28 protein-coding genes and 3 pseudogenes are annotated in these 26,842 nt (G+C 54.2%); 15 read left to right on the forward strand and 16 right to left on the reverse strand.

Annotated features, from left to right (window positions below):
* Positions 1 to 60: 60 nt before the first annotated feature.
* Positions 61 to 912, reverse strand: a complete 852-nt coding sequence (locus ATI45_RS22505; protein WP_267283844.1) for a DUF6537 domain-containing protein — start codon at positions 910 to 912, stop codon at positions 61 to 63.
* On the reverse strand, positions 831 to 1,592 hold the full coding sequence (locus ATI45_RS22960) for a hypothetical protein (protein ID WP_228706169.1): 762 nt from the start codon (positions 1,590 to 1,592) through the stop codon (positions 831 to 833). The genes ATI45_RS22505 and ATI45_RS22960 overlap by 82 nt, the downstream gene beginning before the upstream one ends.
* 781 nt (positions 1,593 to 2,373) lie before the next feature.
* Here ATI45_RS22960 and ATI45_RS02295 point away from each other — a divergent pair.
* Positions 2,374 to 2,829: a CopD family protein gene (locus ATI45_RS02295; RefSeq protein ID WP_098418101.1), complete on the forward strand. Its 456-nt coding sequence runs from the start codon at positions 2,374 to 2,376 to the stop codon at positions 2,827 to 2,829.
* Between the two features lie 36 nt (positions 2,830 to 2,865).
* Positions 2,866 to 3,069 carry a hypothetical protein gene (locus ATI45_RS02300; protein ID WP_098418102.1) on the forward strand — a complete coding sequence of 68 codons (204 nt, stop codon included), beginning with the start codon at positions 2,866 to 2,868 and terminating at the stop codon, positions 3,067 to 3,069.
* Here ATI45_RS02300 and ATI45_RS02305 read toward each other — a convergent pair.
* Positions 3,066 to 3,398 (reverse strand): SMR family transporter, encoded by a 333-nt coding sequence (locus ATI45_RS02305; RefSeq protein WP_098418103.1) that lies wholly within the window; start codon positions 3,396 to 3,398, stop codon positions 3,066 to 3,068. The genes ATI45_RS02300 and ATI45_RS02305 overlap by 4 nt on opposite strands.
* A 238-nt stretch (positions 3,399 to 3,636) precedes the next feature.
* Between ATI45_RS02305 and ATI45_RS02310 the strand changes: the two genes are divergently transcribed.
* Together ATI45_RS02310 and ATI45_RS02315 are read left to right on the forward strand one after the other, a co-directional pair.
* Positions 3,637 to 4,332 carry a c-type cytochrome gene (locus ATI45_RS02310; protein WP_218925875.1) on the forward strand — a complete coding sequence of 232 codons (696 nt, stop codon included), beginning with the start codon at positions 3,637 to 3,639 and terminating at the stop codon, positions 4,330 to 4,332.
* Positions 4,332 to 5,291: a c-type cytochrome gene (locus tag ATI45_RS02315; RefSeq protein ID WP_218926102.1), complete on the forward strand. Its 960-nt coding sequence runs from the start codon at positions 4,332 to 4,334 to the stop codon at positions 5,289 to 5,291. The genes ATI45_RS02310 and ATI45_RS02315 overlap by 1 nt, the downstream gene beginning before the upstream one ends.
* Positions 5,292 to 5,353: 62 nt before the next feature.
* Here the strand turns inward: ATI45_RS02315 and ATI45_RS02320 are convergent, their stop codons facing one another.
* Entirely contained in the window at positions 5,354 to 5,725 is a 372-nt protein-coding gene (locus ATI45_RS02320; RefSeq protein WP_098418104.1) for a YajD family HNH nuclease, read from the reverse strand.
* A 278-nt stretch (positions 5,726 to 6,003) separates the two neighbouring features.
* Between ATI45_RS02320 and ATI45_RS02325 the strand changes: the two genes are divergently transcribed.
* Positions 6,004 to 6,507: a ferritin-like domain-containing protein gene (locus ATI45_RS02325; RefSeq protein ID WP_228706278.1), complete on the forward strand. Its 504-nt coding sequence runs from the start codon at positions 6,004 to 6,006 to the stop codon at positions 6,505 to 6,507.
* A 138-nt stretch (positions 6,508 to 6,645) separates the two neighbouring features.
* Here the strand turns inward: ATI45_RS02325 and ATI45_RS02330 are convergent, their stop codons facing one another.
* The gene (locus ATI45_RS02330) at positions 6,646 to 7,179 is read right to left on the reverse strand and encodes a fasciclin domain-containing protein (protein WP_218926174.1); all 534 of its coding nucleotides are present in this window, start codon (positions 7,177 to 7,179) and stop codon (positions 6,646 to 6,648) included.
* A gap of 110 nt (positions 7,180 to 7,289) precedes the next feature.
* Between ATI45_RS02330 and tnpA the strand changes: the two genes are divergently transcribed.
* The 6 genes and pseudogenes from tnpA to tnpC all read left to right on the forward strand — a co-directional run.
* Positions 7,290 to 7,610 (forward strand): IS66 family insertion sequence element accessory protein TnpA, encoded by a 321-nt coding sequence (gene tnpA / locus ATI45_RS02335; RefSeq protein ID WP_098418107.1) that lies wholly within the window; start codon positions 7,290 to 7,292, stop codon positions 7,608 to 7,610.
* On the forward strand, positions 7,610 to 7,978 hold the full coding sequence (tnpB, locus tag ATI45_RS02340; RefSeq protein ID WP_098418108.1) for an IS66 family insertion sequence element accessory protein TnpB: 369 nt from the start codon (positions 7,610 to 7,612) through the stop codon (positions 7,976 to 7,978). Before tnpA ends, tnpB begins: the two co-directional genes overlap by 1 nt.
* Before the next feature lie 39 nt (positions 7,979 to 8,017).
* Positions 8,018 to 8,719, forward strand: a pseudogene (locus ATI45_RS02345) (transposase); the annotation flags it as partial.
* A 185-nt stretch (positions 8,720 to 8,904) separates the two neighbouring features.
* The gene (gene istA / locus ATI45_RS02355) at positions 8,905 to 10,446 is read left to right on the forward strand and encodes an IS21 family transposase (protein WP_098418109.1); all 1,542 of its coding nucleotides are present in this window, start codon (positions 8,905 to 8,907) and stop codon (positions 10,444 to 10,446) included.
* An 11-nt stretch (positions 10,447 to 10,457) separates the two neighbouring features.
* The gene (gene istB / locus ATI45_RS02360; protein WP_098418110.1) at positions 10,458 to 11,213 is read left to right on the forward strand and encodes an IS21-like element helper ATPase IstB; all 756 of its coding nucleotides are present in this window, start codon (positions 10,458 to 10,460) and stop codon (positions 11,211 to 11,213) included.
* Between the two features lie 90 nt (positions 11,214 to 11,303).
* Positions 11,304 to 12,134: pseudogene (gene tnpC, locus ATI45_RS02365) on the forward strand (IS66 family transposase); the annotation flags it as partial.
* A gap of 141 nt (positions 12,135 to 12,275) precedes the next feature.
* On the opposite strand, the gene ATI45_RS02370 reads toward tnpC, so the two are convergent.
* Genes ATI45_RS02370 through ATI45_RS02380 form a run of 3 tightly spaced genes read right to left on the reverse strand, consistent with a single transcriptional unit; the run spans position 12,276 to position 15,432 of the window.
* Positions 12,276 to 13,274 carry a tyrosine-type recombinase/integrase gene (locus ATI45_RS02370; protein ID WP_098418111.1) on the reverse strand — a complete coding sequence of 333 codons (999 nt, stop codon included), beginning with the start codon at positions 13,272 to 13,274 and terminating at the stop codon, positions 12,276 to 12,278.
* A complete protein-coding gene (locus tag ATI45_RS02375) occupies positions 13,271 to 14,197 on the reverse strand; it encodes a tyrosine-type recombinase/integrase (protein WP_098418112.1) in 927 nt (308 codons plus the stop codon). Before ATI45_RS02375 ends, ATI45_RS02370 begins: the two co-directional genes overlap by 4 nt.
* Positions 14,194 to 15,432 (reverse strand): site-specific integrase, encoded by a 1,239-nt coding sequence (locus tag ATI45_RS02380; RefSeq protein WP_098418113.1) that lies wholly within the window; start codon positions 15,430 to 15,432, stop codon positions 14,194 to 14,196. The genes ATI45_RS02375 and ATI45_RS02380 overlap by 4 nt, the downstream gene beginning before the upstream one ends.
* A gap of 121 nt (positions 15,433 to 15,553) precedes the next feature.
* On the opposite strand from ATI45_RS02380, the pseudogene ATI45_RS02385 reads away from it, so the two are divergent.
* A pseudogene (locus tag ATI45_RS02385) lies at positions 15,554 to 15,706 on the forward strand (transposase domain-containing protein); the annotation flags it as partial.
* Positions 15,707 to 15,884: 178 nt separating this feature from the next.
* Here ATI45_RS02385 and ATI45_RS02390 read toward each other — a convergent pair.
* Positions 15,885 to 18,065, reverse strand: a complete 2,181-nt coding sequence (locus ATI45_RS02390) for an OsmC domain/YcaO domain-containing protein (RefSeq protein WP_098418114.1) — start codon at positions 18,063 to 18,065, stop codon at positions 15,885 to 15,887.
* A 152-nt stretch (positions 18,066 to 18,217) separates the two neighbouring features.
* Between ATI45_RS02390 and ATI45_RS02395 the strand changes: the two genes are divergently transcribed.
* Positions 18,218 to 18,847 (forward strand): DNA-3-methyladenine glycosylase I, encoded by a 630-nt coding sequence (locus ATI45_RS02395; protein WP_218926103.1) that lies wholly within the window; start codon positions 18,218 to 18,220, stop codon positions 18,845 to 18,847.
* Here ATI45_RS02395 and ATI45_RS02400 read toward each other — a convergent pair.
* The 6 genes from ATI45_RS02400 to phnD are packed head-to-tail and all read right to left on the reverse strand — an operon-like array spanning position 18,825 to position 23,917.
* Complete coding sequence (locus ATI45_RS02400) at positions 18,825 to 19,586, reverse strand: DeoR/GlpR family DNA-binding transcription regulator (RefSeq protein WP_098418115.1); 762 nt, start codon at positions 19,584 to 19,586, stop codon at positions 18,825 to 18,827. The two genes, ATI45_RS02395 and ATI45_RS02400, sit on opposite strands and share 23 nt — an antisense overlap.
* 36 nt (positions 19,587 to 19,622) lie before the next feature.
* The gene (locus tag ATI45_RS02405) at positions 19,623 to 20,432 is read right to left on the reverse strand and encodes an HAD-IIB family hydrolase (RefSeq protein WP_098418116.1); all 810 of its coding nucleotides are present in this window, start codon (positions 20,430 to 20,432) and stop codon (positions 19,623 to 19,625) included.
* Positions 20,433 to 20,449: 17 nt separating this feature from the next.
* Positions 20,450 to 21,259 (reverse strand): phosphonate ABC transporter, permease protein PhnE, encoded by an 810-nt coding sequence (gene phnE / locus ATI45_RS02410; protein WP_098418117.1) that lies wholly within the window; start codon positions 21,257 to 21,259, stop codon positions 20,450 to 20,452.
* Entirely contained in the window at positions 21,253 to 22,071 is an 819-nt protein-coding gene (phnE, locus tag ATI45_RS02415; protein WP_098418118.1) for a phosphonate ABC transporter, permease protein PhnE, read from the reverse strand. Before phnE (ATI45_RS02415) ends, phnE (ATI45_RS02410) begins: the two co-directional genes overlap by 7 nt.
* On the reverse strand, positions 22,068 to 22,871 hold the full coding sequence (phnC, locus tag ATI45_RS02420; RefSeq protein WP_098418119.1) for a phosphonate ABC transporter ATP-binding protein: 804 nt from the start codon (positions 22,869 to 22,871) through the stop codon (positions 22,068 to 22,070). Before phnC ends, phnE (ATI45_RS02415) begins: the two co-directional genes overlap by 4 nt.
* Before the next feature lie 53 nt (positions 22,872 to 22,924).
* Positions 22,925 to 23,917 carry a phosphate/phosphite/phosphonate ABC transporter substrate-binding protein gene (gene phnD / locus ATI45_RS02425; RefSeq protein ID WP_098418120.1) on the reverse strand — a complete coding sequence of 331 codons (993 nt, stop codon included), beginning with the start codon at positions 23,915 to 23,917 and terminating at the stop codon, positions 22,925 to 22,927.
* A gap of 342 nt (positions 23,918 to 24,259) precedes the next feature.
* Here phnD and ATI45_RS02430 point away from each other — a divergent pair, with 342 nt between their 5' ends.
* Complete coding sequence (locus ATI45_RS02430) at positions 24,260 to 24,967, forward strand: hypothetical protein (protein WP_098418121.1); 708 nt, start codon at positions 24,260 to 24,262, stop codon at positions 24,965 to 24,967.
* Between the two features lie 46 nt (positions 24,968 to 25,013).
* Positions 25,014 to 25,757 carry a molecular chaperone DnaJ gene (locus tag ATI45_RS02435; protein WP_098418122.1) on the forward strand — a complete coding sequence of 248 codons (744 nt, stop codon included), beginning with the start codon at positions 25,014 to 25,016 and terminating at the stop codon, positions 25,755 to 25,757.
* Here the strand turns inward: ATI45_RS02435 and ATI45_RS02440 are convergent.
* Positions 25,754 to 26,839: an alpha/beta hydrolase gene (locus tag ATI45_RS02440; RefSeq protein WP_179888373.1), complete on the reverse strand. Its 1,086-nt coding sequence runs from the start codon at positions 26,837 to 26,839 to the stop codon at positions 25,754 to 25,756. The two genes, ATI45_RS02435 and ATI45_RS02440, sit on opposite strands and share 4 nt — an antisense overlap.
* Positions 26,840 to 26,842: the final 3 nt, after the last annotated feature.

The raw sequence follows: 26,842 nt of genomic DNA on the forward strand, positions 1-26,842 counted from the left end.
ATATTAAATTTACCGCCAATGGATTTGTAAAATAAGCTGACGTTATTTTGGTGGATCTGATTACTGTGCGTCGGTACCTCGGTTCATGATGGGCGGGGCCAGGTGAAAATGAACCTTAAAGTCGCCTTCGAAGGTGTTGTTCACTTCCTTCATAAAGTCGGTTTCAGCAAACAGGCGAGCCACTTCGTATTCGTCTTTAAAGGCCATAAGCCGATAAAGTTGCTGGGCTATGGCCTGTGTCAGCAAGTGGTTGGTTTGGCCCAGGGCGTCTTCTGCGTCGTTTACTTGCTTTACCAAAGAGGCATAGCGGTCAGCCCAGCGCCGGTTTTGATAATTCACCAGATGCTGGTGACGAATGTTGATTATTTCGTCCGGGCTCTGAGCCGGTTTCACGTCTTCTACCCGAGCCTCGCCGGTGTTCAGCAGGTCGGTAATGGCCTTCAAATCTGTTGCGGCTACGCGACCCCAGCCAAAGGCTTCCTTATTGCGGTCAATCGCGACGCCATTCAGCTCAATGGCTTTTATCAACGAGGCCTGTGACAGAGACAGAAGCCCTCTCTGCCAGGCAAAGCCCAGCATCATAACGTTGGAAAACACGGTGTCTCCCATCAGCTTTTCAGCAATGCCATTGGCATTCAGTCGCGCGAAATTGTCGTCACCAACGGCATTGCGAATCAGATCGAGGCGCGTATCGGCCTGCATGTCCGCATCCCGGAACAGCACGTAATCTGCGGTGGGCAGTTCTGCGTCGTTGGCCACCACACGGGTGTAAAGGGGTTTCAGAACGTTCAGTGCCTTCTGGGACGAAGCCACTACCAGGTCGCACGCGATCACCGCATCGGCCTCAGCGTTACTGATGCGAACTTGGTGCAGTTTGTCTGGCGATGGCGCCATGCGAACATAACTGAGCACCGTGCCGCCTTTCTGGGCGAAGCCGGTAAAATCCAACACCGAGGTACCCAAGCCTTCAGATGGGCTGCCATAGTGATGAGCTGGCCCACGGTTACGACGCCTGTGCCGCCCACACCATCCACCAACAGGTCATAGGAACCGGTCAGCGCAGGCAAAACTGGCGCCGGAATAGTGGTAAGTTTGCCCGTAAGCACAGAGCCTGTGTCTGTACCGCGAGATTTGCGCAGCTGGCCACCCTCGATGGTTACAAAGCTTGGGCAAAAGCCATTCAGGCAGGAGAAATCCTTGTTACAGGAAGACTGGTCAATCTTGCGTTTGCGGCCCAGCTCTGTTTGGCGCGGCACCACCGAAAGACAGTTCGATTGCACAGAACAGTCGCCGCAACCTTCACACACGTGATGATTGATAAACACCCGCTTGGCGGGATCCGGGTAAAGGTTGCGCTTACGCCTGCGACGCTTCTCTGCGGCGCAGGTCTGATCGTAAATCAGCACGGTGCAGCCCGGAATGTCACGCAGCTCCTTTTGAACGTTATCCAGCTCTGAGCGATCATGAAAGCTTACATCAGCCGGGAACAGATGCTTGTTACCATCGTACTTTTCCGGTTCGTCACTGAGCACAACAACCCGGCCAGCGCCTTGCTGCCTTCCGGCACTTTGGTCGAGGTGTTGTGGGGGCATCCCAGTTCGTCCTGTTTACCAGTGATTAGAACGTCGCCGGGGTGATCCGGTTCCGACATGGCTTCTTTGATCTGGCTTTCGATAATGCCGCGCTTTTCCTCGACAACAAGCACTTCTTCCTTGTCGTGAACAAACTTGAGAATACCGCTCCGTTCAAGTGGCCAGACCAAGCCCACTTTGTAGATATCGAGCCCCATGTCCCTGGCATGAGCTTCATCAATGCCGAGCAGATCAAGCGCTTCCAGCAGATCCAGATGCCCTTTTCCGGTGGTGACTACTCCAAAACATGCGTTTGGCTCGTTAAACAGGCAGCGGTCGATAGGATTCGCTCGGGCAAAAGCTTGCACAGCCGCCAGTTTATGTTCAATACGGGTTTCCAACTGAGGCCCCGGTAGCCACTTACCAAACTGGCCGCTTTGAGCCCAAGTTTGCGGTCCAGCGCTGCCTGGGTCAGAAGTATGCGCACCAGGGCCTGGGTTCCGGTCAGGAATACCCGCCCGGACTCTCGCAGGTAGCGGTCTTCAAGTTGGTAATTGTCGAGCTTCGGGCCGCCGGTTTCGGTGCGCTTGCCTTGAGAGGGTCGGGGGCGAGAATTGTCAGCAGGCATACGATCCTCTTCTTCTATTTATTTTATAATCAAAAGTATAGAAGAGAATTCAGCAAATGAGTTGGTAAATAGACGTCTGTTACGTGCTTAAAACTGAGGAATATGGGGGTGCCGGTCGTGTTTGTCGGGCCGTTCGTGTAAATTCAGGTACGAATTACATCAAAGGAAAATGTTATGGGTCTGGCTATTGCGTTGCATGCGTTGTCCGCTGTTATTTGGGTTGGCGGTATGTTTTTTGCCTACATGGCGATGCGCCCAGCTGTAGGTGCGGTAATCGAAGCGGGAAAGCGCAGTGAACTTTGGTGTCAAACGCTTACCCGGTTTTTCCGTTGGGTCTGGTTGGCGATAGTGCTCTTGCTGATCACCGGATACTGGATGATTTTCAAGGGATTTGGTGGCATGGCCGGGGCAGGGTGGCACATTCATGCAATGCAGATGCTTGGCCTGATCATGATGCTGCTGTTTCTTCACCTCTACTTCGCTCCGTTCCGCCGTTTGAAACTGGCCGTTGCCGCCAGCGATCCCGAGGAAGGCGGGCGTCAGGTCGGCAAGATTCGTAGGCTCGTTGGCATTAATTTAATCATTGGGCTGGTGGTGGTGGCTATCGGTTCTGCAGGGCGCTATCTGTAAACAGAGATAAAAAAGACTGGAAACACTGACACTGTAATGGACACCACACATCTGATTCTGGGGCTAATTTTCAGCTCCATTGGCATCGGCTATTTCATTTACGGCCGCAAACAATCGAATATTGTAACGCGATATTGTGGTATCGCGTTGGTTCTTTACCCATACTTGGTAACAGACACGTTTGCGTTGGTTGCAGTGGGTGTCGGGTTGATGCTGGTTCCAAAATTCGTTGAAATTTAATGCGCAGTCGCGTTGGAAAACACATTAATAACAACCACGCCCGCAACAATAAGCCCCATCCCGAACACGCTTGCCATGTCTAATTTCTGACCAAGCGCCAACCAGCCGATCAGTGATATTAGAACGATTCCTGAGCCAGACCAGATGGCATAAGCTATGCCCACAGGAATCGTTTTCAGGGTCAGCGACAGAAAATAGAAAGCGACGCCGTATCCGATAACCACCATCACACTTGGAAGCATTTTGGTAAAGCCTTCGCTCGATTTCAGGCTGGAAGTCGCAATCACTTCCGCAATAATAGCGATGCCCAGAAATAGCCAGTTTTTCATCTAAAAACTCTTATTAAAAATAGTAGATTGGAAGACCCTTCGCAAGAAGCTGGGAAAACAATTTTTAGTCTCAATCACCAGCGTGCGCTCAAAATAGCGGCCTTTGCGTTTTACGCTATACTTATTTTACTCAGGCAGCATTTTTTTCTATAAAAAATGAACTCATCACGGTCTTTTTTTCCTGAGCTCAAGTAACAGCGCCTTGAGGTGCACCCCCAATAATACTCGGAGTATACCCATGACGAAAACGATGAGAGGGGCTTCATTTCTGCTCGCAACCTTCGGTTTCGGTGCGCTGAACGTGAGTGTTGCAATGGCAGCGGACGACCTGAATCGAGGAAAAATCATTGCCACTCAGGGCAATGGTGCCGGCGCTCTGGCATGTATGGCTTGCCATGGCCCGGATGGCAAAGGCAACAGCGCAGCCGGCTTTCCCAGTATTGCCGGATTGAATGCTGAATACCTGGGCAAACAGTTGCATGACTACGCCAGCGGGCTGCGTCAAAATGTCATCATGCAGCCGTTTGCAAATGCTCTGACAGAAGACGACATCCAGAGCGTTACAGCCTACTACGAAAGCCTTCAGCCCTTGGCGACAGCCATTACCTATCAGGTGCCTGCTCAAGATCGTCAGGGTGAATGGTTGGCAATGCGGGGCGACTGGAGCAACGATATACCGGCTTGTAACCAATGCCACGGCCCCAACGGCATGGGAGTGGGTAGCGCATTTCCGGCTCTTGCAGGCCAGCATGCCGGTTATCTGAAAACGCAGCTGAATGCGTGGCGTAGTGGTACTCGTAATAATGACCCCAACCAACTAATGAAAGGTATTGCGAAGCGCCTGAGTGAGCAACAGATCATTGCTATCACCGAATACTACGCAACTCTGCCTGAGCAGCTGGCTGCGCAGTCCAAGCAAAAGGAGAGCCACTGATGAACCTGTGGAAATCGTCACTGTTCGTGGTTGGTAGTGCCTTTTTTGTCTTTGCCGCACCTGCCCTGGTTCAGGCTGCAGAGCCAGAGATGGACTACCAGAAGCCATTACCCGCAGCGCCCGCTGGTGAGGCGACGTTTCAGCCACCGCAAGAGCGGGATATTCCAGACACCCCTTACGGAGATATGGTTCGTCATGGGCAAGATCTGTTTGTAAATACCCAACAGTTGCGCGGAAAATCTGTGTTCAACGGCCAAAACTGCGTTAATTGCCATCTGGATGCCGGGCGACTTGCCAGCTCTGCCCCTATGTGGGGTGCATTCGGAATGTACCCTGCCTATCGTAGCAAGAATGACAAAGTGAATACGCTCACAGAGCGACTTCAAGGCTGCTTTACCTATTCCATGAACGGCGTGGCGCCAGAGCAAGGTAGTGACACCCTCGTCGCGATGGAAACCTATTTTCATTGGCTCTCAACCGGCGCGCCTATTAACCAGGCTCTGCCAGGCCGTGGTTACGTTAAGCTCGAAACGCCCGAGGGCGGCCATGACCGAGAACGTGGCGCTGCGGTTTATACCGAGCAGTGCTCCATTTGCCATGGCGAAAACGGGGAAGGGCAAAAGGTAGCAGGGCAGGTTGTTTTTCCACCTTTGTGGGGTGATGGCGCCTATAACTGGGGCGCGGGCATGCACCGGGTGAATACGGCAGCCGGCTTTATAAAGGCCAACATGCCACTGGGCAAACCCAACTCCCTGAGCGATCAGGAGGCTTGGGATGTGGCAGCGTTCGTTAACAGTCACGAACGCCCTCAAGACCCACGTCGCCGGCAGCAGAGCTCACTGGATGTAACTGCAAGCACCTTTCATAACCACGATGGCTTTTACGGAAAGTCCGTAAACGGCAAACGCCTGGGTGATCACGACAACTACGGTGAAAACCCTGGGGTTGCCAGTCAGTAAAGACAAAACGCCGTCAACCACAACCGTTGACGGCGTTTTGTCATAGGTTTTGGCCTTGGCTATTAGCTTTTCTTTTCAAGCGCGTCTTTCAGCCCAGCAAACGGACTGTGCGTAGCCGCTTCGCGCCTTTTTTCACCGCCGCCGCCGTAGCGCACGAAATCCTCGAATTTACTGTGTTCATTGTCGTGGCAGTAAACGCACAATAATTCCCAGTTACTGCCATCGGGGGGATTGTTGTCGTGGTCATGGTCGCGATGATGCACCGTCAGTTCGCGCAAATTGGCGCGGGTAAACTCACGGGTGCAGCGCCCGCATATCCACGGGTACATTTTTAGGGATTTTTCGCGATAGCCGCCTTCGCGCTTTGCGATATACTCACGCTGCTCAGCCAGAATCTTATCCAGTTTGCTTGTGTCGCCGACGTTCTGGCTCATGGGTGTTTCCTCGGTGCGGTAGACTTGATTTCGTGTTGGAGGGTCAGGATACCTTACAGAAAGGTTAGGCGGCATAATGGCTTCGCCGTTTGAACTCATCTCAACCTTTAGCTACCGTATTATACAGGCGCAAATTGATGCATGGCCGGGAGCTTACGGTAAATCCTACGTATTGTTTTTCAAATGTCTCAATTTGTTTGGGTAAAATACAGTGGAGCATAGCCGTGGCTAATCAACCATTTCTCACCGATATCAAAATCATTCGCGAACGCGCTCGCATGCACATTGAACAAGGCGCCGTTACCGAAGGCTACATGGCAGATCGTGAAAACGTCATCAACCTGCTCAACGCGGCCCTGGCTACTGAAATTGTTTGCGTACTGCGCTATAAACGCCACTACTACATGGCAGACGGCTTGAGCGCGAGCATCGCCAAGGCAGAGTTTCTGGAACACGCCCAACAAGAGCAGCAACACGCGGACTGGTTGGCCGAGCGTATCGTACAGCTAGGTGGAGCGCCGAACTTTTCGCCTGAGGGCTTGCTAAGCCGCTCGCACGCAGAATACGTCGAGGGCGAAACTCTACGGGAAATGATAAAAGAAGATTTGATCGCCGAACGTATTGCTATCGACAGTTACCGCGAAATTGCGAGTTATCTGGGGGAGAAAGATCCCACATCCCGACGTATTATTGAAGACATCCTGGCTCAGGAAGAAGAGCATGCCGATGATATGGCGGGTTTGCTTAAAGGGTTGGATCAAATGCAGGGCAGCGGCGGTTAAAGTGCCGGCGTTGGTGTACTAACAACATCAAACGGATTGCTACGGCTATGGCTGTCGCGTTGCACGTTTTATCAACGTAGTCTTTGAACATAAAAAAACGGCCCCGCGGGGCCGCTTAGAAAGCTTAATAGCAGAGTATTACATTCCCGGCATGAGCACTGTATCGATTACGTGCACAACACCGTTGGACTGTACAACGTCGGCCTGAATAACCGTCGCCACATTGCCCTGGCTATCTTCAACCATCAGCTTGCCGCCTTTGGTGGTAAGCTTGAGTTTTCCACCCTGAACCGTTGGGGCGGGGTGCATTCCGCCATCGTCTTCTACCATTTTCATGGCGGCCATTGAGCTCGCATTAGCTGGCACCACGTGATAAGTCAGTATCGATTGAAGCTTTGCTTTGTTCTCCGGCTTCAACAGCTCTTCAACGGTGCCTGCTGGCAGTTTTTCAAAAGCAGCGTTTGTCGGCGCAAATACTGTAAACGGACCTTTGCCGGAAAGTGTTTCTGCCAATCCTGCAGCTTTGACAGCGGCAACCAGCGTCGTTAGGTTTGCAGCATTTGATGCATTCTCAACAACGGTCTTGTCGGGATACATTTCAGCGCCACCAACCATGGGGTTGTCACCAGCAGCTACATAACCCGCCAGCCCGGTGCCTGCGACAAAGATCATGGACGCCATCAACGTTTTCAGATTACCGTAAGCGCCAATAAATCAGCACCTACATTTCGGCTCGCCGATTGCACACACTGACTTCCTCACCCATTCCATGAGGAATCAGCATGACCCCAACCGAACGAGCACACGTCTGGCAGCAGCATATTACTGACTGGGAAGTCTCCGGCGTGTCCGGCAGCGCTTACTGCAAGCAGCAGTCATTGGTTTATCATCAATTCGTTTACTGGCGCCGGAAGCTGGCCCCGACTGAAGACTCTCTGGAGCAGGCGCAAACGGTCACCGGGTTCGCTCGGGTCGTTTCTGTTCCTGGCGCTACCATCGGCGGAGCCGATGGCCTGACCGTGACACTGCCCGGTGGTGTCTCCATTACCGGGCTGCACACCGGCAACATCGAGTTGCTCGGCGCTGTTCTGAGACAGCTGTGATGCGCCACCGATATTTACGCCCGTCCTTGTCGTTGCCAGAGATTTATCTGTACCGAGCGCCCGTTGATTTCCGTAAGCAGGCCCAGGGCCTGGCAGTCTTGGTTGAACAGGAACTGGGCCACAATCCGTTTACCGGAGCGCTTTACGCCTTCACCAACCGGCATCGAAACAAGATCAAGTGCCTGATGTGGGAAGACAACGGTTTTGTGCTCTATTATAAGGCGTTGGCGGAGGAGAAGTTCAAGTGGCCTAAGGCCTCGGATGAGCTGATGCCACTGACGGGCGAGCAGATCAACTGGTTGCTGGACGGCTACGACATTGCCTTGTTAAAAGGGCACAAAATTCTGCATTATGAGTCTGTTAATTAGCCCTTTTTTCGTGCTTTAGAGCGTTGTTTTTGCTATACTTTGTTCATGAGATTAAAGCCTGAATCACCTTCAAAAACACCCGATATCAGCGGCCTTTCGGCCGCCGAATTGCTGTCGGTTGTCGAAGGTCTTCAGCAGGAACTGGCGGCCAAGAGCGCTGAAATCCAACAGCGCGATCACGCTCTTGCGCAAGGCGCCCAAGCGGTCAAACAACGCGATCACACCATTCAGATTCTCGAAGAACTGCTGCGTTGGAAACGGATTCAGCAGTTCGGCGCCAGCAGTGAAAAGTCCGCACACCAGATTCATCTGTTTGACGAAGCCGAGCTGGAAGTTGAGATTGATGCCCTGCGCGATCAACTGCCCGACGATGTCAAAGAGGAAGGTGCACCGCCGGCCTCCCGTAAACGTCGGCAGCGTGGCTTCTCGGAGACACTGCTGCGCGAGCGCATCGAACTGACCCTCAGCGACGAAGAAAAGGTCGGCGCCAGCAAGACCTTTTTTACCAAGGTCAAAGAAGAGCTTCAGTTCATTCCCGCGCAGTTGAAAGTTCTGGAATACTGGCAGGAAAAAGCCGTGTTCGAACAAGACGGCGAAGAGCGCATCCTGGCCGCTGCCCGCCCGGTTCATCCGCTGGGCAAGTGCACGGCCACCACCTCGTTGCTGGCGTACATCATTACCTCGAAATACGCCGATGGCCTGCCTCTGTATCGTCTGGAACACATGCTCAAACGCCTGGGGTGCGTATTCCAGACCAAGGTTGCCACTGATTCCAGACGAAGCCTGCCACCCATTCCACGCGAAAGCTGCCACTGATTCCACGGCAAAGCTGCCACCCCGGCAGGTTGCCTGACTCACCCCATCGAAACCGTCCGGCGCGGGATAACTTAACGGTACTCTGAGTCTTTTCATCCGGAGAAGATCAGATGCCAGCAAAGAGGTTATCCATGCGTAAGATCAAAGAAGTCCTTCGCCTGAAATGGGAGCGAGGGCTAAGCAACCGACAGATTGCGGCGGCCTGCGGCGTCAGCCGCCCCACGGTAAGCGAGTATCTTCGGCGTTTAGCCGAAGCCGGTCTGAACTGGCCATTGCCGGAGGATCTGGGGGAGGCTCGCCTAGAACAAATGCTGTTTCCGCCACCCCCAGACTTGCCGGCTCAGGTCCGGGGCATACCGGACTGGAAGCAGATTCACGATGAACTGAAGGGTAAATACGTCACTCTGTTCCTGCTCTGGCAGGAGTACCGTCAGGCAAACCCAGAGGGGTATCAGTACAGCTGGTTCTGCGAACACTACCGGGCCTGGCAGGGCAAGCTGGACCTGGTGATGCGCCAGGACCATAGAGCGGGTGAGAAGCTGTTTGTGGACTACGCCGGCCAGACCGTGCCCGTCATTGACCGCACCACCGGAGAGATCCACGAGGCGCAGATCTTTGTGGCGGTTATGGGCGCTTCCAATTACACCTACGCCGAAGCCACCTGGAGCCAGAAGTTGCCAGACTGGATTGGCTCTCACATCCGAGTCTTTCAGTATCTGAATGGAGTTCCCGAATTAGTGGTGCCCGACAACCTCCGGTCCGGTGTCACCAAAGCTCACCGCTACGAACCAGACCTCAACCCAACCTACCAGGACATGGCCGCCCATTACGGCGTGGCCGTTGTCCCTACACGGGTCCGAAAGCCACGTGATAAAGCCAAGGTGGAAGGCGGTGTGCTGATCGTCGAACGCTGGATCCTGGCGGCGCTGCGCCACCGTCAGCACTTCTCGCTCGGACAGCTCAATGCAACCCTCCGTGAGCTGCTGGAAAAGCTCAATCGCCGCCCCTTCCGAAAGTTGCCCGGCTGCCGGCGTGACCACTTCGAACAACTGGACAAGCCCGTTTTACAGCCGCTACCGGCAGAACCGTATGTCTACGCAGAGTGGAAGAAGGCTCGGGTGAACATCGACTACCACATAGCCGTTGACGTGCATTACTACTCGGTACCCTACACCCTGATCAAGAAGGAGGTGGAGGTCCGAATCACCCACAACATCATCGAGTGTTTTTACCGGGGCAACCGGATCGCCAGCCACCGCCGCTCGGACCAAAAGGGACGGCATACCACCATCGCCGCTCACATGCCTGAATCCCATCGGCAGGCGGGTGAGTGGTCACCGGAACGGCTCATCGCCTGGGCGGCCAAGACCGGACCCGCCACAGAAAAACTCATCCGCACCGCCTTGGGTGCCCGCAAACACCCGCAGCAGGCCTACCGCTCCTGCCTGGGCATTCTCCGGCTGGGCAAGAGCTACGGCGAGGCACGATTGGAAGCCGCCTGCCAGCGCGCCTTAATGCTGGGTAGCTGCCGCTACAAAAGCATTGAATCCATTCTCAAACACCGCCTGGACCAGAAGCCCCTGGAAGAACAGCAAGAGCTGGCCTTACCCGATACCCACGATAATATCCGCGGCCCAACCTACTACCACTGAGGGAACCTGACATGCTGAAACATCCGACTCTGGACAAACTCCATGCCCTCAAATTGACCGGCATGGCCGCCGCACTGGCTGATCAGTCGGCCACGACTGACATCACGGAACTGAGCTTCGAGGAACGCCTTGGACTGCTGGTCGATCGGGAGATGACCGAACGAGATAACCGACGCCTGACCAGCCGGCTGCGCCGGGCTGGACTGCGACACACCGCCGTTCTCGAAGACCTGGATTACCGGAACTCACGCGGCCTGGATAAGGGATTAATCCAATCCCTGGCAAGCTGCCAATGGGTGAAGGAACACCTGAATGTGCTCATCACCGGTCCCACCGGTGTTGGCAAAACCTGGCTGGCTTGTGCCTTGGCGCACAAAGCCTGCCGGGAAGGCTACACCGCGCAATACGTTCGCCTGACCCGGCTGTTAAGAGAACTGACCATCGCTAAAGGAGACGGTCAGTACCCCAAACTGCTAGCAAATCTCGCCAAAGTCGATGTACTGATCCTGGACGATTGGGGGCTCATGAAACTGAGCGCAGAGAACCGAAGAGACTTGCTGGAAGTGCTGGAAGACCGTTACGGCCGTCGTTCCACCATCGCCACCAGCCAACTCCCTATCGAGGAATGGCATGACGTCATCGGTGACGCCACTCTGGCGGATGCGATTCTGGATCGGCTGGTTCACAACGCCTACAAGATCAACCTCAGGGGTGAATCCATGCGAAAACGACAAGCAAAGTTGACGGGCACCACAGCTTCGGAGTAACAATGAAACCCCCGCGTCGCTACGCTCCGATGGGTGGCAGCCTTGCGCCGGTCCGGGTGGCAGGCTTCAGGTGGAATGGGTGGCAACCTTCAGCGGTTTACGCACCTGGGGCATGAGATCAGCCGCACCAGCATGGCACACTGGGTTATCCGTCTGGATGACGTGTTCAAACCGCTGATCAACCTGATGCGCGAAGTGCAGAACAGCGGTGATTATTTGCAAGCCGACGAATCCCGAATGGTCGTTTTAAAAGAAAACGGTAAAACGGCGCAGTCTGATAAATGGATGTGGCTCACCCGCGGTGGCCCGCCAGGGCAACCGTCGGTTCTGTTTGAATACGACCCCTCACGGGCGGGCAAAGTGCCGGTGCGTCTGCTTGACGACTTTAAGGGCATCCTGCAAGCCGATGGCTACTCAGGTTACGGCAAGGTGTGTCGGAATAACGGCATCACCCGGATCGGCTGTTGGGATCACGCCCGACGTAAGTTCGTGGAGGCCACCAAAGCGGCCAAGCCTCAAGGTAAAGGCAAACCCACGAACGTGTCCAAAGCCGATGTGGCTCTGAGCCACATCAACAAGCTTTACGCTATCGAACGCAAGATCAAAGCGTTGAGTGTGGCCGAGCGTTACCGCATTCGTCAGGAACTGAGTGTACCCAGACTGAAAACACTGAAGACCTGGCTGGAGGCCAACGCTGGCAAAGTCGCAAAGGGCACCCTGACACGAACCGCGATGGATTATACGTTGAACCAGTGGCCCACCTTGGTGGGTTACTGCGAACGGGGCGACCTACAGATCAGCAACGTGCTGGCCGAAAACGCCATCCGTCCATTTGCAGTTGGCCGAAAAGCATGGCTTTTTGCAGATACCTCCCAGGGCGCCCGTGCCAGTGCCACGTGTTATTCCCTAGTCGAAACCGCTCTATGCCGCATGCGGCATAGAGCGGTTTATGCCGAACCCAGAACTATGCCGAACTGGCTTTGTCGTTTGTGTAAATAAGCCGACACCACACCATTTTGGGTCTTTCACTAACGGTGCCGATTCGGCATAGTTTGCGATCAGCTACAAGTTATTCAGGAACTCTAGCAGTTCATCTCCGGGCTGATAGCGCTTTATTCCGGCATGCCCTAGTGGACCTATTTTTGCCAGCGCAGCTTCCTTCAGAGCCATATGAGCGTGAAGGTAAACCTGGGTGGTCTCAACCGACTCATGCCCCAGCCACAATGCTATAACTGAACAGTCTACCCCCGCTTGAAGCAGCTCCATTGCCGCGCTGTGCCTCAGGACATGCGGGGTGATCCGCTTCTGTTTTAGTGAAGGGCAATGCTTTCGCGTGATATCCGCATATTTTGCAACAAGGTACTGGACCGCGTCGGCGCTCAGTCGCCGGCCTTGTCTTGTCGAGAACAATGCCTTGCTGTCACACCTGGCCGGTTCCTTTAACCATTCCTGGACTGCCCTTGAGACAGTGCGTGTAAGAGGTGTGCACCGCTCCTTCCGGCCCTTACCCAGACAATGAACGTGGGCACCGCTGCCCAGCACAACCGAAGCGCGATCAAGACCTGTGAGTTCGGAAAGTCGTAAACCTGTCTGTACGGCAAGCAGCAGTAACGTATGATCCCGACGACCGATCCACGTTGATTGATCCGGTGCCGCCAGTAGCGCCTCAATCTCTGGTCTCGCCAGAAAATGCACTATCCTCCTGTCCTGACGTTTACCGGGCACTGCCAGTACTCGCTGGATTTGTGCACTGTGTGCGGGTTCTTCGTAGGACACAAAACGGAAGAAAGATCGAATGGCAGTCAGCCTCAGGTTTCGGGTCCGGGCGCTAATCGAACGATTGACTTCCAGATCCTCGAGAAATGCGCTGACAAGCGTCGCATCGATATCTTCCAAGTTGAGAGATGACGGCTGCTTGCCCAATTGTTTTTGGGTAAATACCAGCAGCAGCCGGAAGGTGTCGCGATAGGACGCTATGGTGTTCGCGCTGACGTGTCGCTGACGCATAAGCCGATCGGTAAAGAAGCGTTCCAGCAGAGCCGGTAGAGTGGGAGTGTTCATGGCAATGCCTCCCAGCGTTTCTCAAGTCGGCGCGTGGCGTGCTCCATGAGCTCGGGACAAGCTGACAGATACCAATAGGTGTCACGAATGCACGTATGACCGAGATACGTCGACAGCACAGGCATCAGATTGTCCACATCCTTCCCGGCCCGGTACCAGTCGAGCAACGTGGCCACCGCAAATCGATGACGAAAATCGTGCAACCTCGGACCTGTGTGAGCGGTCGCAGCTCGGAGTCCGGTCTGGCGCGACAGATCCCAAAAAACCCGATAGACATACTGCGGTAGCAACTGACCACCACGCTCCGCAACGAGAAAATACGGGCTGTGGGGAGTGGCGAGATGCACATCCCGTCGATGCGCATAATCCAATAGAACCTGTCGGGTACTCGGATGTATTGTCACCAAGCGTGACTTGCCGAATTTGGCCCCACGAATCGTGAGGATACCTTCTTCAATGTCGACATCATCACGCCTCAGCGCCAGTGCCTCGCCAATTCGTAGACCCGTGACCACCAAGAGCCCAAACAGACAGTGGTATGTCCACCGTCGAAGCGCTTGCTCGGGGGGCAGCGCCAATGCAGCTGTCAGCAGTGTTTGTATTTCCGTATCGGAGTAGAGGTAGGGGCGAATTCGTCCAGAACGCGGGATGAGTCCTGTTGGAGGAATCTCTGTACGCGGCTCGCTGTTACGCAGATACCGGGCAAAGCCGCGCACATCGGAAAGATGTATGGCCCAACTGGCGTGTCTCCCGGGCGATTGTGTTGCCCATTCAAGCGCCAACTTGGTCGTAATGAAAGCAGTCTTGCGCTGTTCCATAAACAGGACGAAGCTCGTCAGTGTGCGTTCCTGATGAACATACTTGTATCCCAGGCCCCGTTGTAGCGAGAGATAGTCTCGCAGCGCTGTCCGCAAGGTGCTCATTGAACACCTCCCGGCCACGGCAGCCCGAGTTTACGAAGAGCGTTGATATCCACCTTGGCGTAAAGACGCGTCGTGTCGTGATTCTGGTGCCGAAGAACCTGGCCAATCTCCGTCAACGAAGCGCCGGCACCTAACAGCTGAGTTGCAAGGCTGTAGCGAAAAATGTGGGTACCTTTACGAGGCACATCTACTCCGGCCCGCTCCAGCGCAGAGACAGCGATCATCGAGATACTGCTCGATGACGTGAATCCTCGGTGTGGAGCGAGTGAACGGATGAATACCCGGCGACTGTCAGTAGTCCATCGTCCGTGCTGCAGGTAATCGGCCAGCGCAATGCCGACCTCGGACAAGAGGGGCATAACGGCGAGTTGACGGCCCTTACCCCGTACAGTCAAGAGGCCCGAGTGCCAGTCGATGTCTTCCAGCGCCAGTGTGGCAACCTCGTTGGCCCTCAATCCGAGGCGTGCCAGCAAAAGTAGCACTGCATAGTCTCGTTTCCCAATCGCAGTTGTCCGGTCACAGCCATCGAGCACACGCTGGATCTTGGGAGGTGGAAGATGATCAGGCAGTGGTCCGAATCGCCAGCTCCGCACACTGGGAACAGCGGCGGCGAGATCGTCAACGATATACCCCCTGTACACCAAATAACGAGTGAATGCGCGCAGCGTCCAGCACATGGATCTTGCTGTTCGGGGGGACTGGTCATGAGCGTGGTCGACTATAAAACGGACAATGTCTTCCGAGGAAAGTCTCGAAAACCTTGCCGTTCCCTCGCGACAGCATTCCTGAAGAAACTTCCGAAGCGGGGGGCGATGTCGAATCGCCGTTGTTTGAGAAAGTCCGCGCTCTCGTAACAGGTAATGCTCGAAGTCCTGTTCGATTTGCTCAAGTGGCTTTGGCGGGATGATTGTTTGTGGCGCGATGACATCGATCTGTCGAAGCAGTCCGAGAAGTCGGCAAAGTGCAGGCCGGTCGCTGCAAAACGGCTGTTGGTATTGCGTCCGGAAACGAAGGTACTGCACCACGAGACTCTCGTCCACGTCATTAATATTGAAATGCTTGCGGGCCAACCACTGACTGAAATCACCCACAATTCGGATACAGCGCCTCCCACTCTGATAGCAATGCCCCTCTCTCAGCAGTTGTGCGGCATAAAGATCAACGTAATCCCCCAACGGACCTTCGTACAATCGTCGAAGTACCTTTGGTAACGTAAAGTATGCATTAGCGGTCATGTCCTCTACTCCTCATCGAATGACGGAAGAGAGATCAAACTATGCCGAATAGGCTGACGGCAAGTCCGGGGAATACAGGCTTCCGAATGGGGGATGCGGCATAGTTCTGGGTTCGGCATAAACCGCTAAAGCGAACAAACTGGAACCGTCGGTTTATATCCAGCATGTTCTGGAGCGCATTGCCGACGCTGACACGTTGGAGAAGCTGGAAGCACTGCTGCCATGGAACGTCAAACTAGAGCGAGTCTCAAAAAAAGTGCCGCAGTTCGACTGAGGGCAAGTGGGTCGGTTTAAGGGCGCTTACAGATTACCTATGTTTTTCATTATTTATTCCTCAGCGTTTACAGTTTGAATACACATAGGTAAAACGCGTCGACGTCTGGTTTAGATGCAGTTGCTGAAAAATAAAGTTGATGCACTGACACTGGTTCCGTGACGCACTCAGGTGTCATTCAAACTCTGGCGGCTCGTGCTGCGTGCAGCTTTTTATAACTTTCAATCAGCCGCAGATGTTTGTCCAGGCCTTCCAGCTGCATGTTGGTTGGGGTAAGGCCGTAAAAGCGCAGGTCGCCATTCACCGAACCTACCACCGCGTCCATGGTCTGTTCACCGTACAGTCGCTTGAGATTAAATAGGTAATCACTCAGCTCAAGTTCGTCATCGATAACAATTTCCAGCACCGCGTTCACCGCCCGATAAAACAACCCGCGTTCCACGGTATTGTCATTGAACTGGATAAAGGTTTCGACCCGTTCAAGGGCGTCTTCGTACTGTTCCAGAGCCAGGTTGATCAGCAGCTTTAACTCCAGAATGGTGAGCTGGCCCCAGACCGTGTTCTCGTCGAATTCAATACCGATCAAGGTAATGATGTCCGTGTAATCGTCGATCTGGCTTTCTTCCAGGCGCTCCACCAGGGCATTCAGCTGGTTGTCATTCAAAGAGTGGAGGTTGAGAATGTCTTCGCGATAATCCAGGGCCCGATTGGTGTTGTCCCAGATCAGATCTTCTATCTGGTAAACCTCGGAATAGTCAGGCACCAGCATGCGGCAGACCGGGGCGCCCAAGTCTTCATACACCGCTGTATACACTTCTTTGCCCAGGTCTTTGATGATGTTGAACAGGTAGGCGGCTTCTTCTTCGTTGGTGCCCGAGAAATCCCACTCGTTAAACTCAAAATCCGCTTTGGCGCTGAAGAAACGCCAGGAGATTACACCGCTGGAATCAATGAAGTGTTCTACGTAATTGTTGGGCTCGGTGATCGCAAGGCTGTTGAACGTCGGGGGCGGGAAATCGTTCAGACCTTCAAAGCTGCGGCCCTGCATCAACTCGGTGAGGCTGCGTTCCAGCGCCACTTCCAGAGTCGGATGCGCACCGAAAGAGGCAAAAACGCCAGAAGTTTTCGGATTCATCAACGCGACACAAGCCACCGGAAACTGGCCCCCAAGGGAGGCGTCTTTGACCAACACCGGATATCCCTGTGCTTCCAGCGCCCGAACGCCTTCCAGAATGTTGGGGTATTTTTCCAATACGTGTAGGGGCACATCCGGCAGTGCAAGTTCTTCCTGAATGATCCGTTTTTTGACCGCCCGCTCAAAAATCTCTGACAGGCACTGAACTTGCGCCTCAAACAGGGTGTTACCCGCACTCATGCCGTTGCTCAGGAAAAGGTTCTCAATCAGATTGCTGGGGAAGTGCACCGTTTCGCCGTCTGAATGGCGCACAAAGGGCAGCGCGCAGATTCCGCGCTCTGCGTTGCCGGAGTTAGTGTCAATCAGGTTAGAACCGCACAGTTCATCATCCGGGTTGTAGATGGCCAGGCAGTGTTCATCCAGAATGCCCTGTGGCAGTTCGTCATTGGGCCCTGGCTTGAACCAGCGTTCATTGGGGTAATGAACAAACTCGCTGTTGGCGATTTCTTCGCCAAAAAACTGATCGTTATAGAAGAAGTTGCAGTTCAGACGCTCAATAAACTCGCCCAGCGCCGAGCACAGGGCGCTTTCTTTTGTTGAGCCTTTACCATTGGTAAAGCACATGGGTGAGGCCGCGTCGCGAATGTGCAGTGACCAAACGTGAGGCACAATATTGCGCCAGGATGCGATTTCAATCTTCATGCCCAGATCCGCCAGAATGGCAGTCATGTTGGCGATGGTTTGCTCCACCGGCAGGTCTTTACCCAAAATATAGGTGCTGGCGTCGCCTTCTGGCTTGGTCATCAGCAAGGCCTGGGCATCTTCATCCAGGCTGTCTACGATTTCAATCTGAAATTCAGGGCCGGTTTGGACCACCTTCTTTACCGTACAGCGGTCGATGGAACGCACAATGCCTTGTCTGTCTTTATCAGAAATGTCCTCTGGCAGCTCGACCTGAATTTTAAAAATCTGGTTATAGCGGTTCTCGGGATCCACAATGTTGTTTTGTGACAGGCGAATATTGTTGGTTGGAATGTTCCGAGCTATGCAATACACCCGCACAAAATAGGCCGCACACAACGCCGATGACGCCAAAAAGTAGTCAAAAGGGCCGGGCGCTGAACCGTCGCCTTTATAACGAATAGGCTGGTCAGCAATCACCGAGAAGTCGTCAAATTTGGCTTCAATGCGGAGGTTGTCGAGAAAATTGACGTTGATTTCCATTGCGAGAGTACCGATTTGTAGAATTTGGCGCTTTATGGCCTTAGATTGCGGCTATTATCCAGTTTTTGACGCCGAACGTCTTTCAATTCGGTGAAAGTTAACCATAGCTAACAGAGAATGGTAGGACACAAGATAATGGGATGGACTAAAAAATGGAGGATGACCGTATTAGCGCGACGATAGAAGGGCCTGAGGGGAAACCGCGTTGCCGTTGGTGTGGCACAGTACCGGAGCTGCGCGTTTATCACGACACCGAATGGGGCTTTCCCGTGGGTGATGATGTTCGTTTGTTTGAAAAATTGAGTCTTGAAGGCTTTCAGTCCGGATTGAGTTGGCGCACCATTCTGGCGAAGCGCGAGAATTTCCGTGCGGCCTTCCATCATTTCGATTTCAACAAAATCGCATGCTTCGACGAGTGCAGTGTCGAACGTTTAATGATGGATGAAGGCATTATTCGGCATCGCGGCAAGATTGAGGCCGTGATCAACAATGCGCGACTGGCGAAAAAGCTCGTCGAGCAGGGGAGTTCCCTGGCCGCTTTCGTATGGCGTTTTGAGCCTGACGCAAAGCCGCCCGCGGATCTACAAACAGTATCGACTTCCGCGGAGTCCATCGCCTTGTCGAAGGCGCTTAAGAAGCTGGGGTGGCAGTTCATCGGGCCAACCACGGCTTACGCCTTCATGCAGTCGATGGGACTGATCAACGACCACGCCGCGGATTGCGTCGTTCGGGCCGGCGCAGAGCAAGCGCGTAAACGTTTTACCCTTCGCCACATTCGATAATGCTTACCGAGTCCGGGAGGCCATCCCGTTGCTGATTGGGCATAACGTCGGTGTATAAGCGATCAACATACTTGAATGAGGCAACTTTGCAGTATGAACTCAGAGTCCATTTGCTGTGATCGGCCACCAGCAGACGGCCCCGGGTATTGCTTATAATGGCCCGGCTGACTTCGGCCTCACGGATATCGTGATCCATCAAGCCGTGCTGAAGATCCATGCTGCCAGTACTGATGATGCCAAAGTCGGTGACGAAGGAACTGAAGAAATGAGTGACTTCGGGCCCGACCACGTCCTGGTCTTTATGCCGATACTGTCCGCCAGACACGATAACGTCGATATTGGGGTTCACTGAAAGCGCTGCGGCCACGCGGAGGTTGTTGGTTAAAATCTTGAGCGACCGGTGATGGATCAGCGCTTGCGCTACCCGCTCAATGGTACTGCCCACTCCAAGGCTGACGGTGGCCCCTTCCGGAATATCCGCTGCGACATGCTCGGCCATGCGCTGCTTGGCCCGTAAATTACGCACCTGTAGTTCGTCAATGAGATGAGTGGCAGCACTGGGTGGTAAGCTGACGCCCCCGTAACGACGGCGCAACAAGCCTTGCTCGCAGAGCTTATTGATGTCGCGACGAATGGTCTGAGTAGTGACACCAAAGCGCTTTGCAATGTCGTCAACTTCGACATGCTCCTGCTCGTGCACCCATTCTATTATGCTGTATTGCCGCTCTTTGGCGCCCATCAGTTTACAGTCACGGTCAGTTGACTCATGTTGTTGCTATGCGCGGCGGGTGTCGGCCTGGCTCAGCCCAGACTCGGTGCGTTGCTGCAGCCACGCATCTGCCATTTCAGCAAACCCCAGGCCGGACGGCTGGCTGGCGATCGCGGCTGGTTGGTGGGTCATTACCGGCAGGTGCTTGCGAATGTTTGCCACACCGATACTCAGCGGGAAGTTGCCGAACATACATTCGTCATTGGGCGCATCTCCAATAAACACAGAGCGCTGCCGCAATGCCTGCGGATCCAGGCCCAGTAAATCACGGCCTACCCGCATTGCCATGGTGGATTTATCGAAGTCTCCCTGCCAGACGTTGATATGAATCGAGCTTTCCCGAACGTTGAATCCCTGCACTTTAAGCGCGTCGTGAATCTCCGCCACCTGTTGCGGATTCAAAGACTCCTGCTGGTTATAATCCACCGCGACATCTACATAACGAAAGGCCTGGTCGCTGGCCAGTTTGGGTTCAAAGTCCAGCTTCAATGCAGCAACAGCCGCCAAAATGCGAGCCTGGTCTTCACGATGGGACAATTCATTATCCCAATAGTGCCAACAAACGGTCATGGGTGCCGTGCGTTCTGCGTAAAAAGCACCGCCTTCACCAATCACGGCGGTTACCGGCCAGGTTCGAATGATCTGATCACACCAGCCGGCGCAGCCACCGGTGACCGGAATTACGCGGATGCCTGCCGCCGCCAGGCGACAAATCGCGAGATAGGTTTCGGGCAGCAGCTGGCCGGCGGTGGTCAGCGTATCGTCTACATCGGTGAACAGAATATCGGCGTTACCAAACTCAAAATTCTTCAACATATCGTCTGCTTTCTCGTTCAGATTACTTTTTTGCGCAGAACACTGGTAATGGCTTCGCCCAGAATAACCAGAACAATGATGGCTAACAGAATTGTTGCAACTGTCTGCCAGGCGAACAGGTCAATCGACCCCTGCAGCAACACCCCGATACCGCCGGCGCCCACCAGGCCCAAAACGGTAGACTCACGGATATTGATGTCCCAGCGCAAAATAATGATGGCAAAAAATGCCGGCATTACCTGGGGTACAATCGCGTAAAGCACCACCTTCATTTTACTGGCGCCCGTTGCCTGCATGGCTTCTACCGGGTTGCGATCAATCTCTTCAATGGCCTCGCCCATCAGCTTGCCAATGAATCCGATGGACCGGAACATAACCGCCAGAATACCGGCCAGTACGCCCGGGCCAAAAATGGCCACAAACAGCAGTGCCCATATAATGGTGTTCACTGAACGGCTGGATACCAGAATAAACCGGCCAAGCCACAGCGTTGCCTTGTTCGGCGTTGTATTTTGCGCCGCAATGTAGGACACCGGTAAGGCGATGAATATCGTCAGCACGGTCGACAGCGTGGCAATATGAACGGTTTCCAACATGGCGTGGAAAATCGCTTCCCACCGACTAAATTCCGGTGGCCACATGCGTGAACCCAGGCTTTGAATCTGATTGGGGGCGTCCCATACCCAGGGCCAGAAAATGTCGATGTCTTTTATTGCCCAGACAACGGCCACCAACGTTACCAGGTAAATCCCGTAACGGATCAGCTGCTCTTTTCGGTCATAGCGCGACCAGACACGGTCTTTCAGTTTAACAGCGTGATCTACCATACTTTTTTCCTCACCCATCCGCTGAACCCTTCACTGATCAAAATGATCCCGATAATCATCAGCAGAATGGCAAATGCGAAATCGTAATCGTAACGTCCGAAGGCGTTCATCAACGTGCCACCAATGCCGCCTGCACCTACAATACCGACCACCGCCGAAGCGCGAAGGTTGCTGTCCAGCTGGTACATAGACAGACCTATCTGGCGTGGCATAATCTGTGGAAAAACCCCAAAGACCAGTATTTTAAAGTAACCGGCGCCCACCGAGCGCATGGCTTCGACCTGACCCCAGTCGATCTCTTCGATTTCCTCAGCCAATAACTTGGCCACAAAGCCGATGGAATACAGGGTTAGGGTGAGAATGCCCGCCAGCGGGCCAAAACCGACCGCGGCCACAAAAAGGATGGCCACGATGACCGGGTGGAAGCTGCGGGATATAACAATCAGCGCACGTCCCAACAGATAAATAGGCAAGGGCGCGACATTTTTAGCGGCCATCACCGCGATGGGCAGCGACAGACCAACACCCATCAGGGTCGCCAGAAAGGCAATCTGAAAACTTTCCTTGAACCCTGTCCATAACAGACCTCCGCGCTCAAAACTGGGTGGAAATGCGCCACCAAAAATCTGAGCAGCCCGGGGCAGCCCTTCGGAAACCCGATCCCAATTAAAAGGCAAGGTTGAAAATGCCCAGTAAAGATACGTCATAGCTATCGCAATCAGGCCGTATCGAACCCAAGGGTTGGCTATAAACGGTGGCTTTTTCCAGACCCTGCCTGACTGGGCGCCGGCTCCAGCTTTGACGCGTGTCATGCCGAAGCCTCCTGATTCTGGGATGCCTGCTTTCCTGAGTCCTCACCATCTTCTTCCGGCGATTCAATACCGCCGTATATGGCGTCCAGGGCATCCTGGTTGAAATCTTTGGGTTCGCCGTCAAAAATCATTTGGCCATGGCGCATGCCCACAATGCGGTCGGTATACATTCGCGCCTGGGTTACGTTGTGAATATTGATCAACACCGGCAGTGACATTTCACTCGCCAGGCTTTGCAACAGGCTCATGATTTGCTGCGACGTTTTGGGATCCAGCGAAGCTGTTGGCTCATCGGCCAGCAAAATCTGCGGCTCTTGCATCAGCGCACGTACCACCGCAACACGCTGCCGCTCGCCACCCGATAGCTGGTCTGCGCGTTTGTCAGCGTATTGGGCAATGCCCACGCGCTCCATCAAGTTGAAGGCGCGGTCGATATCAGTTTGCGGAAAGCGGCGGGTTAAAGCCTGGAAAAAAGACACGTAACCCAAGCGCCCGGACAGCACGTTCTCCATAACCGTTAAACGATCAATCAGGTTAAAACCCTGAAAAACCATACCGATGCGTCGGCGGGAATGACGCAATGCACTTCCGCGAAGATTGACCAACTCGTGGCCGTTTAGCTTGATCGAACCCGATGTCGGTTCGACCAACCGGTTGATGCAGCGCAACAGGGTACTTTTCCCGGCGCCTGAAGCGCCAACAATGGAAACAACACTGCTGCCATCGACCGTCAGATCAAGGCCTTTGAGCACAGGATCGTTCTGCCCGTATCGCTTGACGAGGTTGGTAATCTCTAACATGTGATTAACTCCGGATAGAGCCTCTGACGGATTAGCCAGAGGCTCCGGTTTTCTTATTGAAGATTATCGGGGGTGTACTGAACGCCATTGGACGCCTGAATGGTGCGAATGACGCGCCAGTTGTCCTTATAGGTGATCGGAATGAAGGTTTCGACGCCTTCAAACTCGTCACCCAGCTCGGTGCCGGCGAATTTAAAGGTGTAGAAGGCCTCGCGAACTTTTTCAACCAGGTCAGGGTGCAGGTTGTGTGCATAGTTATAAGACGTTGTCGGGAAGCGATCTGACTCCCAAATCAGGCGCACGTCGTCTACGTCATACAACCCACGCGCGGCCATGCGCTCTACCACTTCTGAGGCGACTGGCGCGGCATCGTAATCGCGAGCGACCACACCGAGCATGGATTGATCGTGGCTGCCCGAAAATGAAATTTCGTAGTCTTCACCCGGTACTATCCCCATTTCCGGAAACAGCGCTCTGGGTGCCTGGTTGCCCGAGTTAGAGGTTGGCGACGTATGCGCAACCCGCTTGCCTTTCAGGTCTGCCATTTCATAAATGTCAGAACTGCTATGAGTGAACACTTGCAAGGTATAACCAAACTGACCCGTGTCTGAGCCCATCAGCGCAAAGGGAACTGCTCCGGCAAGGTTAACGGCGAAAGGTGTTGGGCCGGTGGAAAAGCCGGCAATGTGCAGGCGTCCACTGCGCATAGCTTCTACTTGGGCAGAATTGGATTGCACGGCGAAGAAGCGAACATCTTTACCGGTCACTTTTGCCAGGTGGTCAATGAAAGGCTGCCAGATATCCGAATAAATGGCCGGATCTTCAACGGGCGTGTAGGCAAAAATCAAGGTATCGGGATTAACCCACTCCGACTCGTCTGTTGGCAAGTCGGCTACCATGTCGCCGTTTACATCGCAGTACATGGCATCGAGTGCACCTCGTTCACAGTCCGCCAGAGCAGGGCTGCTGAAAGCAAACAGCAAAGCCGAAGCTGCCAGGGTGACGGACGGCAAGGTGCCTGAGAACAGTTTTTTCTGCATATTCATTGAGATGCTCCACTGGAAACGGTCCCTGCATGAGAGCCTCATGCCTTGAATTGAACACCCTGAGAGGACCCGTTCCGCCAGGTTGTTGTTATAAGATGTTCAATTGAACACTTATAGTAGCAGCAAAGCACCATTAGGCAAGGTACCTATGTTTGCAACGACAGTCTGCAATAAGAGCGTTCGGCGGAGAAGCCCCGGCGGAAGTGGTTCGATTGAATGCTCATGTGCTCTTTTAGGCGCGTGAGCATTGGCCAATGTGGTCTGCCAGGCCTGTGAATTGCGTATTATTTACCCTAAGCTTGTACTAATACATTGGCAGAACAGGGCGGATTGCAAAAGCGTATGTCTGACAAAGAGCTCCGTACGAAATCTGATAAAAAGTCGATTGACCAGTTTATCCACCAGGTCCGCAAGTTGCCCCAGCAAGGGGGAACGCAAGGTGGAGAGCAGGGCAGACTAATTTTTGCTCTGGATGCTACTGCCAGCCGTGAGGCTACCTGGGACCAGGCCTGCCACTTGCAGAGTGAGCTTTTTCTGGCGACCCGGGATTTGGGCGGCCTAGCCATTCAACTTTGCTACTACCGCGGTTATGGGGAATTCAAGGCCACCGGGTTTGTAAACCAGACCAGCCAGCTGCTAAACCTGATGAATGGCGTATCCTGCCTGGGCGGCCGTACCCAGATTCACAGGGTGTTGGCCCACGCCAGGGAAGAAACCCGGGCGAAGGCCGTCAAAGCCGTGGTGTTTATTGGGGACTGTTGTGAGGAGCCGGTAGACGAGCTCTGTCATATTGCCGGCGAGCTTGGCATGCTGCGCACCCCGGTGTTTATGTTCCTTGAGGGTGCCGATGCACACGCCAAAGCAGTGTTTCAGCAGGTTGCCAAACTGTCGGGCGGCGCCTATGCACCCTTTAACAGTAACAGCCCGCAAATGCTGAAGGATCTTATGGCCGCTGTTGCGGTCTATGCTTCCGGGGGAGCGAAAGCGCTGCAAGACTATTCCAGTCGCAGCTCACCAGAAGTCAGGCGCCTGACCCAGCAAATCCGTTAGCGCTTATTTCCATTAACCAGTGGGCCAACCGGCCCGAGGTATCCGAGTGCCATTAGTGCTTTTGATTGCTGTGATGACCGTTGTTGCCTGGTTCTGGCTGCGTAACCAACCGCCCGGCCAGCAAAAACCGGCCATCATCAAGCTGGTGGTGATTGCGGGTGTTGTGATGGTGGTTCTGATGGCCATCACCGGCCGCCTGCCGATCTTGTTTGCAGGGTTGGCTTTCCTGTTCCCTCTGTTACGGCGGGTTCTGCCTTCGCTATTGATGGGGCGCCTGTCGGGCATGATGGGAAGCGGCCAGGCGAAGGCAAAACCTGGCAACCAGTCCCATGTGTCCAGTGACATCCTCAAGATGACCCTGGATCACGACTCCGGAGATATGACCGGTGAAATAGTGAAGGGCCCTATGGCCGGGCGGGCGCTGGCGGATTTGGCCGAGAGTGAATTCATCGGGCTATTGCAGTACTGCCGGGACCAGGATGAGGACTCTGCCCGGCTTTTGGAAACCTATTTAGACCGCCGCTTCGGCGATTCCTGGCGTACTGACGATCCGACTGGCGATGACAGGGCCCAAAACGGCGAGCAGAACGGTGAGCGCGAAAGCTCGAACAGTAGCGGCACTCTGACCGACAGCGAAGCTCTGGATATTCTGGGGCTTCAGGAGGGCGCCAGCCGCGACGAAATTATTCAGGCCCACCGCAGAATGATGCAGAAAATGCACCCGGACCGCGGTGGAAGTAACTACCTGGCCGCCCGTGTTAATGAAGCCAAAGAGCGGTTGCTGAGCTAAGGCGCCGCTGAACCTGCTTCCACCCGCGCTAAAAATCCGCTTATGTCGTCAAACGCCTCTTCCGCCTCTGGTAACAGTGGCGTAAACATGTGCCAAACATGAACCATGTCGGGCCAGGTTTTCATTTCCACCGGCGAGCCGGCCTCTTGCGCCTTTGATACATACCGTTGGGCGTTTTCGTGCAGCAACTCCGATTCGCTGACGTGGATCAGTGTTGGCGGCAGATTGTGGAGCTTTCCCCGCAGGGGTGAGGCCATTGGGCTGGTGGGTAATATGCGAATGCCCAAAACCGTTCCCCACCACAGCAGCGGCGAGGGTATTCGCCCCAGTTTCTCAATGGTGGGCCCAAGCATGGCATCGGTTTTCAGGTTGGCTCTCTTGCTTAGTGACGTAAGCATGAGCTCGGTGGAGGGTGACAGGGCAATCGCGGCATTCGGTGATGGCAGATTCTGGTCTCGTATCCAGGCAATCAGGCCCAGAGTGTGACTGCCGCCGGCAGAGTCCCCGGCGATCACCACAAAATCAGCCGCAGACTTCCCATCCGGGCCGTTATCGAGCATCCAGCGGTAAGCCTGCTGGCAGTCGATAATACCGTCCAGATAACGGTTTTCCGGCATTAACCGGTAATCAACGGCGAATACGCAGGCATGGGCCAACCTAGACAAACGATCAGTGATTGCGCGATGGCTTTTGGGGCTGCCGGCGATCCAGGAACCGCCGTGAATGTAGAGAATTCGCCGATTGGGGTCTGATCCGGGTGCAATCACCCATTCCCCATTGGGTTCGCCATCTGCAGCGGGGCGGATATCCGAGACGAGTTTCAGACCGTCGCTCATGCTATCCATATGGCGCCGCAGGGCTTTTATCCGGGCGCGGCCACGGAGACCTTCAGTCGAGGCATGCATGCCCTTAATCTTTTCAAGCACTTGCTGCCGAGCCTCGCTTTGCGGCTGGTGAGTGGTGGTTGTGCTATCACCACCAACATCGTTTTTTCGGCGCACAATGAACAGCACTGCAACCACCAGTGCGACCATCACTAGACCAAGCCACATCATTGCGAACCAGGCGATTCCGAAAATCATCTT

Source organism: Marinobacter sp. LV10MA510-1, from assembly GCF_002563885.1.
In the GTDB taxonomy this organism is placed as follows: domain Bacteria; phylum Pseudomonadota; class Gammaproteobacteria; order Pseudomonadales; family Oleiphilaceae; genus Marinobacter.